Source organism: Pseudomonas sp. BN505 (assembly GCF_029873175.1).
GTDB classification, from domain to species: Bacteria; Pseudomonadota; Gammaproteobacteria; order Pseudomonadales; family Pseudomonadaceae; genus Aquipseudomonas; species Aquipseudomonas putida.
The window spans coordinates 275833-289928 of record NZ_SSOI01000050.1; the positions used below are offsets into that span (position 1 = coordinate 275833).

General features: G+C 63.6%; 14 protein-coding genes. 9 read left to right on the top strand and 5 right to left on the bottom strand.

Going from position 1 to position 14096, the window contains the following annotated elements:
• Nucleotides 1–40: 40 nt before the first annotated feature.
• Nucleotides 41–334, bottom strand: coding sequence for a DUF1330 domain-containing protein (locus tag E8E78_RS17355; RefSeq protein WP_049274687.1), 294 nt, complete (start codon nt 332–334; stop codon nt 41–43).
• Between the two features lie 78 nt (nt 335–412).
• Between E8E78_RS17355 and ribBA the strand changes: the two genes are divergently transcribed.
• The 7 genes from ribBA (at nt 413) to E8E78_RS17390 (ending at nt 8538) form a co-directional block, all read left to right on the top strand.
• Nucleotides 413–1534: a bifunctional 3,4-dihydroxy-2-butanone-4-phosphate synthase/GTP cyclohydrolase II gene (ribBA, locus tag E8E78_RS17360; RefSeq protein WP_016499077.1), complete on the top strand. Its 1122-nt coding sequence runs from the start codon at nt 413–415 to the stop codon at nt 1532–1534.
• Between the two features lie 356 nt (nt 1535–1890).
• A complete protein-coding gene (locus E8E78_RS17365; protein WP_049274688.1) occupies nt 1891–2916 on the top strand; it encodes an ABC transporter substrate-binding protein in 1026 nt (341 codons plus the stop codon).
• Complete coding sequence (locus tag E8E78_RS17370; protein WP_016499075.1) at nt 2913–3830, top strand: ABC transporter permease; 918 nt, start codon at nt 2913–2915, stop codon at nt 3828–3830. Before E8E78_RS17365 ends, E8E78_RS17370 begins: the two co-directional genes overlap by 4 nt.
• Nucleotides 3831–3836: 6 nt before the next feature.
• Nucleotides 3837–4646 (top strand): ABC transporter permease, encoded by an 810-nt coding sequence (locus E8E78_RS17375; protein WP_010954645.1) that lies wholly within the window; start codon nt 3837–3839, stop codon nt 4644–4646.
• A 19-nt stretch (nt 4647–4665) separates the two neighbouring features.
• Nucleotides 4666–5814, top strand: coding sequence for an ABC transporter ATP-binding protein (locus tag E8E78_RS17380; RefSeq protein WP_049274689.1), 1149 nt, complete (start codon nt 4666–4668; stop codon nt 5812–5814).
• Between the two features lie 185 nt (nt 5815–5999).
• Complete coding sequence (locus tag E8E78_RS17385; RefSeq protein ID WP_061203941.1) at nt 6000–7307, top strand: phosphate ABC transporter substrate-binding/OmpA family protein; 1308 nt, start codon at nt 6000–6002, stop codon at nt 7305–7307.
• A gap of 166 nt (nt 7308–7473) precedes the next feature.
• Complete coding sequence (locus E8E78_RS17390; RefSeq protein WP_049274691.1) at nt 7474–8538, top strand: TerC family protein; 1065 nt, start codon at nt 7474–7476, stop codon at nt 8536–8538.
• A 106-nt stretch (nt 8539–8644) separates the two neighbouring features.
• Here E8E78_RS17390 and E8E78_RS17395 read toward each other — a convergent pair whose 3' ends face one another.
• Complete coding sequence (locus E8E78_RS17395) at nt 8645–9874, bottom strand: acyl-CoA dehydrogenase (protein WP_049274692.1); 1230 nt, start codon at nt 9872–9874, stop codon at nt 8645–8647.
• Between the two features lie 139 nt (nt 9875–10013).
• Between E8E78_RS17395 and E8E78_RS17400 the strand changes: the two genes are divergently transcribed.
• Nucleotides 10014–10940, top strand: coding sequence for a LysR family transcriptional regulator (locus E8E78_RS17400; RefSeq protein WP_049274693.1), 927 nt, complete (start codon nt 10014–10016; stop codon nt 10938–10940).
• A 192-nt stretch (nt 10941–11132) separates the two neighbouring features.
• On the top strand, nt 11133–12287 hold the full coding sequence (locus tag E8E78_RS17405; protein WP_280311686.1) for an aminotransferase class V-fold PLP-dependent enzyme: 1155 nt from the start codon (nt 11133–11135) through the stop codon (nt 12285–12287).
• A gap of 7 nt (nt 12288–12294) precedes the next feature.
• Here the strand turns inward: E8E78_RS17405 and E8E78_RS17410 are convergent, their stop codons facing one another.
• From E8E78_RS17410 to E8E78_RS17420, 3 genes are all read right to left on the bottom strand, one after another.
• Nucleotides 12295–12732 (bottom strand): RES family NAD+ phosphorylase, encoded by a 438-nt coding sequence (locus E8E78_RS17410; RefSeq protein WP_016487683.1) that lies wholly within the window; start codon nt 12730–12732, stop codon nt 12295–12297.
• On the bottom strand, nt 12729–13178 hold the full coding sequence (locus tag E8E78_RS17415) for an MbcA/ParS/Xre antitoxin family protein (protein WP_016487684.1): 450 nt from the start codon (nt 13176–13178) through the stop codon (nt 12729–12731). The genes E8E78_RS17410 and E8E78_RS17415 overlap by 4 nt, the downstream gene beginning before the upstream one ends.
• A gap of 106 nt (nt 13179–13284) precedes the next feature.
• Entirely contained in the window at nt 13285–14061 is a 777-nt protein-coding gene (locus E8E78_RS17420; RefSeq protein WP_049274696.1) for an SDR family oxidoreductase, read from the bottom strand.
• Nucleotides 14062–14096: the final 35 nt, after the last annotated feature.

Sequence of the window (14096 nt, forward strand, 5' to 3'; positions counted from 1 at the left end):
TGGGAGCGGGTTTACCCGCGAAAGGGCCATCAGCCCAACATCAGGGTTCAAACCCTTCGACAATGATCACCTCAGCCTTCGCCACCCCCTGGCGATGGCTGCACGCCTCCTGGTACAGCGCGGACCGATAACACGCCACCGCCTGCTCGTACGAATCGAACTCGATCACCACGCTACGCTGAGGGGTAGGCCGCCCTTCCATCGCCTCGCTGCGCCCGCCACGTGCCAGAAAGCGACCGCCGAATGCCTCGAAGGCTGCCGGCGCGCGTTGGGTGTACTGCTGGTACTGCTCGGGGTCGGTCACGTCCACATGGGCGATCCAGTAGGCCTTCATGCGCTGCTCTCCTGTTAAGGCGATATTTGTGTATGATGGTATACCATAAAAATCATCCCACCACAGTGAGCGTGCAACATGGCATTCAACACCATCGAGGAGCTTCTCGAGGACTACCGGCAAGGCAAGATGGTCCTGCTGGTGGATGACGAGGACCGGGAAAACGAAGGCGACCTGCTAATCGCCGCCGAGCGTTGCGACGCCCAGGCCATCAACTTCATGGCCCGCGAAGCGCGTGGCCTGATCTGCCTGACCCTGACCGACGAACACTGCCAGCGCCTGGGCCTGGAGCAGATGGTACCGGCCAACGGCAGCGTGTTCAGCACGGCGTTCACCGTGTCGATCGAGGCGGCCACCGGCGTCACCACCGGCATTTCCGCCGCCGACCGGGCGCGCACCGTGGCGGCGGCCATGGCTGCCAACGCCCGCCCCGAAGACCTGGTGCAACCCGGCCACATCTTCCCCTTGCGCGCCCGCGAAGGCGGCGTGCTGACCCGCGCCGGCCACACCGAAGCAGGTTGCGACCTGGCGCGCCTGGCCGGCTTCAGCCCGGCGTCGGTAATCGTTGAGGTGCTGAATGACGACGGCACGATGGCCCGGCGCCCCGACCTGGAAGTGTTCGCCGCCCGGCATGGCATCAAGATCGGCACCATCGCCGACCTGATCCACTACCGCCTGAGCACCGAGCAGACCATCAAGCGCATCGGCGAGCGCGAGCTGCCGACCGTGCACGGCACCTTCCGTCTGGTCACCTATGAGGACCGCATTGAAGGTGGCGTGCACATGGCCATGGTCATGGGCGACATCCGCCGCGAGCAACCGACCCTGGTACGGGTGCACGTCATCGACCCATTGCGCGATCTGGTCGGTGCCGAATACGCAGGCCCCGCCAACTGGACACTGTGGGCGGCGCTACAGAAGGTGGCCGAGGAAGGCGCTGGCGTGGTGGTGATCCTGGCCAACCATGAATCCTCCCAAGCCTTGCTTGAGCGCATACCACAGCTGACACAGCCGGTAAGGCCGTACCAGCGTGGGCAGTCGAAGGTGTACTCCGAAGTAGGCACCGGGGCGCAGATCCTGCAGGACCTGGGCGTGGGCAAGCTGCGTCACCTGGGGCCACCACTGAAGTACGCCGGCCTGGCAGGGTATGAGCTGGAGGTGGTGCAGAGCATCCCGTTCGAGCCAGGCCTCCCGACCTGACACAGTCCCCTTGTAGGAGCGGCCTTGTGCCGCGAAAGGGCCGCATAGCGGCCCCGTCAATGTGTGTGTCGACGCTGAACCCCTGGGGCCGCTGTGCCGCCCTTCCGCGGCACAAGGCCGCTCCTACAAAGGGTTGCGGCGGTTGGTAAAGGCCGGGGTGATGGCCGGTCGCCTCATACCTCTTGCCAAAAGTTTGGAATACCATAATATGATATCCCGTAGACCTTGAATCTGCAGGCCGGCACCTACAATCACAAACGGCCACCAAGACACTTTGTTTTAGCTGCTCCCCGAACACTGTTGGCGGGCGCACCACAAGCCCCGCCTCGAATAACAAAAGCAACGAGGGCGTAACCATGCTGTTGAGCAAACGTGTAACCGCAGTGCTGTCCGCCAGCCTGCTGACCCTGGCATGTCAGGCCGCCCAGGCCGCTGACAGCCTGAACTTCGTCAGCTGGGGCGGTACCACCCAGGACGCCCAGAAAGAAGCGTGGGCCGTACCCTTCACCAAAGCCACCGACATCAAGGTCGTGCAGGACGGCCCCACCGACTACGGCAAGCTCAAGGCCATGGTCGAAAGCGGCAACGTGCAATGGGACGTGGTCGATGTCGAAGCCGACTTTGCCCTGCGCGCCGCCAGCGAAGGCCTGCTGGAACCCCTCGACTTCACTCAGATCAAGCGCGACAAGATCGACCCGCGCTTCGTCTCCGACCATGGCGTCGGCTCGTTCTTCTTCTCCTTCGTACTGGGCTACAACGAAGGCAAGCTCGGTGCCAACAAGCCGGTGGACTGGACCGCACTGTTCGACACCAAGACCTACCCGGGCAAACGCGCCCTGTACAAATGGCCCAGCCCGGGCGTGCTGGAACTGGCCCTGCTGGCCGACGGCGTAGCGCCGGACAAGCTGTACCCGCTGGACCTGGACCGCGCCTTCAAGAAACTCGACACCATCAAGCAAGATATCGTCTGGTGGGGCGGTGGCGCCCAGTCGCAGCAGCTGCTGGCCTCGGGTGAAGCCTCGCTGGGCCAGTTCTGGAACGGCCGTGTCTATGCCCTGCAGCAAGACGGTGCACCGGTGGGTGTGAGCTGGAAACAGAACCTGGTCATGGCCGATTTCCTGGTCATCCCCAAAGGCGCAAAGAACAAGGACGCGGCCATGAAGTTTCTGGCCAACGCCAGCAGCGCCGAAGGCCAGGCCGAGTTCGCCAACAAGACCGCCTACGCCCCGGTCAACGTCGACAGCGTGGCCAAGCTGGACAAGGACCTTGCGCCCAACCTGCCAACTGCCTACGCCCAGGACCAGGTCACCCTCGACTTCGCCTACTGGGCCAAGAACGGTCAGGCCATCGCGGCCCGCTGGAATGAGTGGTTGGTCAAATGAAAGTCGCCATCAACGCCCTGCATAACGCGCAAGGTGCCCCCACGGGCACCGGCGCCCCCGGAACGGCCCCTCGCCGCGCCAGCCTGAGCCAGCGCTGGAAGGGCAGCCGCAACCTGCTGCCGGCCCTGCTGTTCCTTGGCCTGTTCTTCTTCGCCCCACTGGTCGGCCTGTTGCTGCGCGGGGTGCTGGAGCCAACGCCGGGGCTGGGCAACTACGAGCAGCTGTTCGCCAACTCGGCCTACGCACGGGTGCTGTTCAACACCTTCTCGGTGGCCGGTGTGGTCACCCTGATCAGCGTGCTGCTGGGCTTCCCGCTGGCCTGGGCGATCACCCTGGTGCCCAAGGGCTGGGGCCGCTGGCTGCTGAACATCGTGCTGCTGTCGATGTGGACCAGCCTGCTCGCGCGCACCTACTCGTGGCTGGTGTTGCTGCAAAGCTCGGGTGTGATCAACAAGGCGTTGATGGCCATGGGTATCATCGATACCCCGCTGGAAATGGTGCACAACCTCACCGGCGTGGTAATCGGCATGAGCTACATCATGATCCCGTTCATCGTGCTGCCGCTGCAGGCCACCATGCACGCCATCGACCCGATGGTGCTGCAGGCCGGCTCCATCTGCGGCGCCAGCCCGTGGACCAACTTCTGGAAGGTGTTCCTGCCACTGTGCCGTTCGGGGCTGTTCTCCGGCGCGCTGATGGTGTTCGTGATGTCGCTCGGTTACTACGTCACCCCGGCACTGCTGGGCGGGGCACAGAACATGATGCTGCCCGAATTCATCATCCAGCAGGTGCAGTCGTTCCTCAACTGGGGCCTGGCCAGCGCCGCCGCCGCACTGCTGGTGGCGATCACCCTGGTGCTCTTCTACCTGTACCTGAAGCTGCAGCCGGAATCCCCGGTTGGCAACGCGAGGTAAACCGCCATGCTCCTGTCTCCCAATGCCATGGGCCGCCCGCTGCGTACGGGCCTGTACCTGACCACCGGGGTCATTGCGGCCTTCCTGTTGCTGCCGGTGGTGTTCATCGTGTTGCTGTCGTTCGGCTCGTCCCAGTGGCTGGTGTTTCCGCCCCCGGGCTGGACCTTCAAGTGGTACGGCCAGTTCTTCTCCAACCCAGAGTGGATGGACGCCGCACTGGCCAGCCTGAAGGTGGCCGTGCTGACCACCATCGCCGCCGTGCTGCTGGGCCTGCCCAGCGCATTCGCCCTGGTGCGTGGCCGCTTCCCGGGCCGCGAGCTGCTGTACGGGCTGTTCACCATGCCGATGATCGTGCCGCTGGTGATCATAGCCGTGGCGGTGTACGCACTGTTTCTCAAGCTCGGCTACACCGGCACGCTGTTCGCCTTTGTGGTCAGCCACGTGATCGTCGCCCTGCCCTTCACCATCATCTCGATCATCAACTCGCTGAAGCTGTTCGACCAGTCGATCGAGGATGCCGCAGTGATCTGCGGTGCCTCGCGCCTGCAAGCGATTTTCAAGGTCACCTTCCCGGCCATTCGCCCGGGGATGATCGCCGGCGGCCTGTTCGCCTTCTTGGTGTCGTGGGATGAGGTGGTGCTGAGCGTGATGATGGCCAGCCCCGACCTGCAGACCCTGCCGGTGAAGATGTGGACCACCCTGCGCCAGGACCTGAGCCCGGTCATCGCCGTGGCCTCGACCCTGCTGATCGGCCTGTCGCTGCTTGTCATGTTCATTGCCGCCGCCTTGCGCCGGCGCACCGAAACAAACGCCTGAGCGCGCGGAGAAAACAACAATGAGTGCAGTGATCAAAGACAACGCGCCAGGCAAGACCCTGGTCAGCCTGCGCGGCCTGAACAAGCACTACGGCGACTTCACCGCCGTGGACAACCTCGACCTGGAAATCCAGGACGGCGAGTTCCTGACGTTCCTCGGTTCCAGCGGCTCGGGCAAATCCACCACCCTGTCGATGCTGGCCGGCTTCGAAACCCCCAGCAGCGGCGAGATCCTGGTAGACGGCCAGTCGCTGGTGAATGTACCGCCGCACAAGCGTGACATCGGCATGGTGTTCCAGCGTTATTCGCTGTTCCCACACCTGAACGTGCGCGACAACATCGCCTTCCCGCTGGCCATCCGCAAGCTGAGCGCCAGCGAGACCAAAAAGCGGGTCGACGCCATGCTCAAGCTGGTACAGCTGGAGCAGTTCGCCCACCGCAAGCCGTCGCAGATGTCTGGCGGGCAACAGCAGCGCGTGGCGATTGCCCGGGCACTGGTGTACGAGCCACGCATCCTGCTGATGGACGAGCCGCTCGGCGCGCTGGACAAGAAACTGCGCGAAGACCTGCAGGACGAACTGCGCCAACTGCACCGCCGGCTGGGTATCACCATTGTCTACGTCACCCATGACCAGGAAGAAGCCATGCGCCTGTCGCAGCGCATCGCCATCTTCAGCCACGGCAAGATCGTCGGCCTGGGCACCGGTTACGACCTGTACCAGAACCCACCGAATGCCTTTGTCGCTTCGTTCCTGGGCAACTCCAACTTCCTGCGTATCAAGGCCAGCAGCAATGGCGCCGGGAGCTTCGAGGGCCAGCCAGTGGCCATTCGTCTGACCCCAGGCCTGTCCGCCTCGCAGGATGCACTGATCATGGTGCGCCCGGAAAAAGCCCTGGCCCTCACCGCCGAACAGGCTGCGCGCGAGCCGCTGCCGGCGGGCTGGAACGAGGTCAGTGCCAAGGTTGGCGAAGTGCTGTTTCTGGGTGAAAGCCAGACCTGCCATGTGGTGACTGCAGGGGGTACCGAGCTGACGGTGAAGGCACTCTCGGCCGCGGGCATGCCGATGCAGCCGGGCGACAGCGTGAAGGTGCGCTGGGCGGTGGCGGATGCCTGCATCTACACCGAGTGGGCCGAGAGTGACCTGAGCAAATCCGCCGGGGCGCATTGAGATAACCGGGGCCGCTTTGCGACCCTATCGCGACGCAAGGCCGCTCCCACAAGGAATCGCGGTCGCCTGTGGGAGCGGCCTTGTGTCGCGAATGGAGGGCAGAGCCCTCCCCTACGGTCTGTCACATTATCATCACGCCACTGTCGTAATCTGCCGGCCAACTCTATGTCACAGGGCCACCCGGCATGCCCCGCCTGCTTGTATTGCTGCTCACCCTGATCCCGTTTGCGACCTTGGCCGAGCCCATGCACATACGTGCGCAAGGCTCCAACACCATCGGCGCGGCCTTGCTGCCAGCGCTGGTGCAGGGGCAATTGCACGCGCAGCAAGCCACCGCCATCGAGCAGCAACCCGGCAAGCGGGCCAACGAGACCGTGATCACCGCACGCGATGCGCATGGCCAACCCGTGCGCATCGACATCGCTGCCCACGGATCCAGCACCGGCTTCATCGCCCTGGGCCGGGGCGACGCCGACCTGGCAGCCGCCTCGCGGCCGATCAACGACAGCGAAGTACGCCAGCTGCGGGCCTTGGGCGACCTGCGCGCAGCCGCTGCCGAGCAAGTCATCGGCCTGGATGGCGTTGCGGTTATCGTCCACCCCGACAACCCGATGCCGCAACTCAGCACTCAGCAACTGGCGCAGATTTTCTCCGGGCAGATCCAACGCTGGGAGCAATTGGGTATTGCTGGCGGCGCCATCCACCTGTACGCCCGTGACGACAACTCCGGCACCTTCGAGACGTTCAAGGCGCTGGTGCTGGAGCCCCAGCACAACGAGCTATCGACCAAGGCCCGGCGTTTCGAGTCCAGTGACGAGCTGGCCGCGCAGGTGGCCACCGACCGCCAGGCCATCGGCTTCAGCAGCCTGGCTTCGCTGCACGGGGCCAAGGTGCTGGCGGTAGCCGAAGGCGACGCACCGGCCATGCTGCCGGAGCGCGCGCTGGTAGCCAGTGAAGATTACCCGCTGTCACGGCGCCTGTACTTCTACCTGCCGGCCAACCCCAAGCCACAGGCCAGGGCCCTGGCCGACTTTGCCCAGAGCCCGGCCGGCCAGGCGATCGTCGCCCAGCAGGGCTTTGTTTCGCAGCAGATCAAGGCCCTGGCAGTAGCGCCCCTGGCCGACATGCCGCCGCGCTACCGCACCCTGGCCCAGCGGGCGCAACGGCTGAGCGTGAACTTCCGTTTCCAGGAAGGCAGCGCCAGCCTCGACAACAAGGCCCTGCGCGACGTGCAGCGGGTGGCCGAGTACCTGCGCCAGGCTGGCAAGCTGCAGAGCAAAGCGGTGCTGGTAGGGTTTGGCGACCCCAAGGAAACGCCTGGTCGCGCCGCCCTGCTCTCGCGCCTTCGGGCCCAGGCAGTGCGCCGCGAGCTGGCGCGCGATGGCGTGGAGTTGCTGGAAGTGACGGGTATGGGCGATGAACTGCCGGTGGCCGGCAATGAGCTGGAACAAGGGCGACTGCGCAATCGGCGGGTCGAGGTGTGGGTGTATTGAATTGATGCAGGGGGCTCTGGCAAAGAAATGTAACAGCTCCCCATTCGGTATCTCGTGCAATCGGGTCTAGGCTCAAATTCATGTGATACCGGGCCCCTCTGACGGCTGCCAAGCCGCCATGTCGGATCACTGTTGCCATGCAACGTCGACATTCAAGGAGGGGCTCATGACAGCTCTGCAAGCATTCCTCACCACCCCTGTACTCGGTACCAGCGCCTGGTTGTGGCTGGTGTTCATGGCCATCGTCATCGGTTTGCTGGTGCTCGACCTGGGCGTGCTGCACCGCCACGACCGCGAAATCGAAATGCGCGAAAGCCTGCTGCTTTACTCGGGCTACTTCAGCGTTGGTGTGTTGTTCGGCGCCGGGGTCTGGTACCAGCTGGGCGCCCAGTCGGCGCTGGAGTTCTACACGGGTTTCCTGGTCGAGCAATCGCTGTCGATGGACAACGTGTTCGTCATGGCGATGATCTTCAGCTACTTTGCCATCCCCCGACGCTACCAGCATCGTGTGCTGTTCTGGGGCATCCTGGGGGTGGTGTTCCTGCGGGCGATCATGATTGGCGTGGGCGCCGCGTTGGTGCAGAACTTTGCCTGGGTGCTGTATATCTTCGGTGCCTTCCTGTTGTTTACCGGGGTGAAGATGGCGCTTTCGAAGGAAGACAGCCACCCTGACCTGGCCAACAACCCGATACTCAAGTTCGTGCGCCGGCACATGCGGGTGACCGACCAGATTCACGGCTCGCACTTCTTCGTGCACCAGACCCCGCCCGGGCACAGCAAGGCCCTGCGTTACGCCACCCCGTTGTTCCTGGCACTGGTGCTGATCGAACTGGCCGACCTGGTGTTTGCCGTCGACAGCGTGCCGGCGATTTTCGCCATTACCCAGGACCCGTTCATTGTCTACACCTCGAACATCTTTGCCATTCTTGGGCTGCGTTCGTTGTACTTCGCGCTGTCGGCGTTGATGCACCGGTTTGTTTACCTCAAGTATGCGTTGGCGCTGGTACTTATCTTCATTGGTTGCAAGATTTTCTATCACGGCATGGTGGGCAAGGTACCGGCGCTGCTGTCGTTGGGGGTGACGTTCGGGTTGTTGCTGGGTGGGGTGGTGGTTTCGTTGGTGAAGACGCGGGGGGAGAAGCCGGACATCAAGGACGTTCAATCCACGAAGGCTTCAAATGCTGATAGTCCGGTCAGCGAGAAAGAGGAAGACCCACAGATGCGAGTCTGACCCCCTGGTCCAACCAATATCCCACAGGTACCGCGCAGGTTTCGCGCCCACGCTGTATTTGTGGGAGCGGGTTCACCCGCGAAGAGGCCGGCTCAGGCTGACGACTTCATCGCCCGCTACGCAACAGCTCCACCGGCACATACTTGCCAATTTCATATTTGCCAATCGCCGCCCGGTGCACTTCATCCGGGCCGTCGGCCAGGCGCAGGGTGCGCTGCATGGCGTACATGTAGGCCAGCGGAAAATCGCCGCTCACCCCGGCCCCGCCATGCATCTGGATTGCCCGGTCGATCACCTTCAACGCCACGTTCGGCGCCACCACCTTGATTTGCGCGATCTCGCTGCGGGCCACCTTGTTGCCGACGGTGTCCATCATGTACGCCGCTTTCAACGTCAGCAGCCGGGCCATGTCGATCTCCATGCGTGAGTCGGCGATCTTGTCGACGTTGCCACCCAGCCGTGCCAGTGGCCGACCAAAGGCAGTACGCTCCACCGAGCGCTTGCACATCAGCTCCAGTGCACGCTCGGCCATGCCGATCGAGCGCATGCAGTGATGGATACGGCCTGGGCCAAGGCGCCCTTGGGCAATCTCGAAGCCGCGCCCCTCGCCGAGCAGCACATTTTCATAAGGCACCCTTACGTTCTCGAAAAGTACCTCGGCGTGGCCATGAGGGGCATCGTCATAGCCGAACACCGGTAACGGGCGGACGATCTTCACGCCCGGCGCATCGGTGGGCACCAGCACCATCGAATGCTGCTGGTGGCGTGGGCCTTCAGGGTCGGACAATCCCATGAAGATCATGACCTTGCAACGCGGGTCGCAGGCGCCGGAGGTCCACCATTTGCGGCCATTGATGACCCATTCGTCGCCGTCACGCACGGCAGTGGCGGCCATATTGGTAGCGTCCGAGGAGGCAACGTCCGGCTCGGTCATGGCAAACGCCGAGCGGATCTCACCGCGCAACAACGGCTCAAGCCACTGGCGTTTCTGCGCTTCGCTGCCATAACGCACCAGCACTTCCATGTTGCCGGTGTCCGGCGCCGAGCAGTTGAACGGCTCTGGCCCGAGCAACGAGCGGCCCATGATTTCTGCCAGCGGGGCGTATTCCAGGTTGCTCAGGCCGGCGCCATATTCCGATTCGGGCAAGAACAGGTTCCACAGCCCATCGGCGCGGGCCTTGGCCTTGAGTTCTTCCATGATTGCCGTGGGCTGCCAGCGGTCGCCCTCGGCAACCTGGCGCTCGAACACGGCTTCGGCGGGGTACACGTAGGCGTCCATGAACGCAGTAACGCGCTCGCGCAGTGCCTGGACCTTGGGCGAATAGGCGAAATCCATCGGGGCTACCTTCACGGTTCGGAGTACATGGGCAGAGCCTAGAGCAGCGCGCCCCCATCCACCTAGTCTATTTTCCGCGTGTATAAACATTCATAACCGATATATGATCGGCCAATAATTCCAACAAAGAGCGGCGCCCATGAACCTCAGCAAGGTCGACCTCAACCTGTTCATCGTGTTCGATGCGATCTACACCGAAGCCAACCTGACCCGCGCCGGGCAGATTGTCGGCATTACCCAGCCTGCAGTGTCCAACGCCCTTTCGCGGCTGCGCGAAACCTTCAACGACCCGCTGTTCGTGCGCACCGCACAAGGCATGGTGCCCACGCCGATGGCGCAGAACATCATAGGCCCGGTGCGCAACGCCCTGGCACTGTTGCGTACGTCGGTGCAGGAAAGCCGCATCTTCAACCCGCAACAGGCCAACAAAACCTTCCGCATCAGCATGACTGACCTGACCGAGGCGGTCATCCTGCCGCCGCTGTTCCAGCGCCTGCGCCGCCTGGCGCCCGCAGTGCTGATCGAAAGCTTCCTGTGCAAGCGCCGCGAGACCACCAAGGAACTCGCCGCCGGCCGCCTGGACTTCGCCATCGACGCCCCCCTGAACACCGACCCGCAGGTGCGCCACGTCAAGCTGATGCAAGACCGCTATGTGTGCGCCCTGCGCCAGGGCCACCCACTCGCTGACAGCAAACTGACCCTCGACAGCTACCTGGGCATGACCCATATCCATATTTCCAGCCGCCGCAACGGCCTGGGTTACGTCGACCTGGCGCTGGGCAAGATGGGTGTTCAGCGCAAGGTCGCCCTGCGTTCGCAGCACTACCTGATGGCCTCGCAGGTGTTGCAGCAGACCGACATGGCGATGACCGTTCCCGAGCGTTTCGCCCGTCGCCATCAGTTGCGTTACCAGCCACTGCCAGTGGAGGTGCCCGCACTGGAAACGCACCTGTACTGGCATGAAAGCACTGATCAGGACCCGGCCAACCGCTGGATGCGCGAGCAGATCACCGAATTGTGCGAACGCGTGGTAGCAGAGGAAGAGAAAGCCCTGCAGCCCGCCTGAAGCTGCCTGCGAGGGGCGGCCCATAGCCTCGCCCTCCTGAAGAAAAATATTCTACCAAAGGTTAGAAAGAGAGAAAGTTTTCTCACGCCCATTGAGAAAAAAGCGGCGGGAAGCGAAAAATATCTCAGCCATGGCGGATACGATTACCCCATCAATCGCCGATTTCACGGCGACAGACATGGACCCGCCCCAATGCCCAGCGCCCCACTCTATTTCGATTACGCCGCCACCACCCCCGTCGACGATCGGGTCATCGAAACCATGCTGGCCTGCCTTGGCAGCGAGGCCAACTTCGGCAACCCGGCGTCCAGTGGCCATGCCTACGGCCAAGCCGCCCGACAGGCCGTGGAGCAAGCCCGCCAGCAGGTGGCCGAGCGCGTCGGCGCGCAAGCCGACAACCTGGTCTGGACGTCGGGCGCTACCGAATCCAACAACCTGGCACTCAAAGGCATTGCCCGAGGCTTCGACCAGCCTGGGCACCTGATCACTAGCCAACTGGAGCACAAAGCCGTGCTCGACACAGTGGCCGAACTGGAGCGCCAAGGCTGGGCCGTGACCCGCCTGGCGCCGGATGCCGCCGGCCTGATCCCGCCTGCAAGCGTGCAGGCAGCGTTGCGCGCCGATACCCGCCTGGTATCGTTGATGGCGGTCAACAACGAGCTGGGCACGGTTACCGATTTTGCCGCCATCGGCCAACAGGTGCGTGCCCACGGTGCCCTGCTGCACGTGGATGCCGCACAGGCCGTAGGCAAGCTCGCCATCGACCTGAACGCGATGGCCGTGGACCTGATGTCGTTCTCGGCGCACAAGGTTTACGGGCCAAAAGGGATCGGCGCGCTGTATGTCGGGCCACGCGCCCGTACGCTGATGCGTGCGCAGATGCACGGCGGCGGCCATGAGCAGGGCCTGCGTTCCGGCACCCTGGCAACCCATCAGATCGCCGGCATGGGCAGCGCCTTTGCCCTGGCCGGCCAACCAGGTGACAGCGAGCACCAGCGCCTTGAGCAACTGGCCACACGCTTGCGCGATGGCCTGCTGGTTTTACCCGGCGTGACCCTTAACGGCAGCGCCAGCCAACGCATCCCCCATACCCTGAACCTGTGCATCGACAGCAAGGGTTTCAACAGCGCGGCACTGGCAAGCGAGCTGGCCTTGTCGACCACCTCGGCCTGTAACTCGGCGAGCAACGCCGCCTCGCATGTACTGCTGGCACTGGGGCTGGACGAACGTCAGGCACGCAACAGTGTGCGCTTGAGCATCGGCCGATTCACCACCGAGGCGCAAGTAGACCAGGCGCTCGCCGTGTTTGACCGGGTGCTGACGACGGCGTCGGCTGCACTGTGGTGAACACGCGCTAGAACAAGCGGCTGTCCGGGGTAAAATCCTCGACCTGGATTTTCGCGCGCTGCGCCTGTGCGTGCCGTGGGTTGAACAGGTAGTTGATGGTGCTGGGCATGATCGCGCTCGGCACCGGCAGCAACAATGCCGAGCAGTCATCCAGAAAGCGATTGCCCAGCGCCCGGGTCAACTCAGGCTGAGCGGACCAGCCGGGCTGCAAGGCGGGCAGCTGCGCTTGTGAAACCGTGTCGGGCAATTCGATGCGGATCAGGCGCATGGTGGTAGGAAAATCCTCGGGGTCTATCTCCAGGTGCACCAGCACCTCGAGCATGGCCCCGGAAGGGCTGGTGGCGGCATACACTACCGGCCGGCCCGCCTGGTGCCAGCGGCCGCTTACACGCAAGCCCCCAGTGCCACTCAAATCTGCATAGGCGCTGATACGCCACAAAATCACAGGCCAAAGCCCTCGGCAATCTGCAGCAGCATCTCTTCCACCTGAGTGGTGCCTTGCTGGGTGGTGAGCATCTGCATGGGCGTCAGCCCCGAGAAGCGCTCCTTGGGCTTGGACAGCCAGCGCTTGGCCTTGTCCGCTTCACCGAACACGGCTTCGGCCATGGCGGTGATGTGGGCCGAGCGGAACAGCCGATCACTCTCTTCCACGGTCAGCGGCTGGTCACGCTCGATACGGGTTTTGAGGGTGCGCAGGGGAATGATCTGGTCCCGCTCCACCGGGGTGAACACACCACGCTCGGTCAACTTCACCAGCCAGGTGGCGGCAAACCCATGGGTGATGCGAGTGTGGATTTCGAAGTCACTGGCAAGTTCGGGTATTTCCAGCAGCGCCTGCAGGCGCGCCCGGTACTCGTGGTAACCGTTGTCGCGAAGCACTTCGGCAAGCATGGCATACTCCTGTTTCGGCGTTTGCCGACAAGTATGCGGTATTCGCCGGATCATTGCCAGTTTGCCTGCCGCCCTTGGTTGTGGGGGCAATGCGCCCCCGCACCTTTTAGAAAGTACCCGGATACGCCCCGCCATCGATCAGCAGGTTCTGCCCGGTGATATAACCGGCATGCGCACTGCACAGGAACGCACAGTACGCGCCAAACTCCCCGGCATCGCCAAAGCGCGCCGCCGGGATGGCCTTGCGCCTGGCCTGGGCAGTGGCTTGCACATCGCCACCCGCCGCCTGCAAAGTCTTTTGCAAACGCGCCGTGTCGAACGCCCCAGGCAGCAGGTTGTTCAGTGTCACATTGCTGCCCGCCAGGCGCTGCTGCCGGGCCAGGCCGGCAATGAAACCGGTCAGGCCACTGCGGGCGCCGTTGGACAAACCGAGAATGTCGATCGGCGCCTTCACCGCGCCAGAGGTGATATTCACTACCCGGCCGAAACCGCGCTCGGCCATGCCGTCGACCACCGCCTTGATCAGCTCGATGGGGGTGAGCATGTTGGCGTCCAGCGCCTTCAGCCAGTCGTCACGCCCCCAGTCACGGAAGTCCCCCGGTGGCGGGCCACCGGCGTTGTTGACCAGGATGTCGACCTGCGGGCAGGCCGCCAACAGCGCCTGGCGCACCTGGGCATCGGCCACATCGCCGGCCACGGTAAGCACCTCGATGCCCGGGCAGGCCGCACGCAACTCGGTGGCGGTCTGCTCCAGGGTGGTTTGGGTGCGGGCATTGATGACCAGGTTCACGCCTTCTTTGCCAAGCGCCTCGGCGCAGCCTTTGCCCAAGCCTTGGCTGGCCGCGCAGACGATGGCCCAGCGGCCGGAAATGCCTAGATCCATTGGGTTGCTCCTTGATGCAATAGGGTTACAGGGGT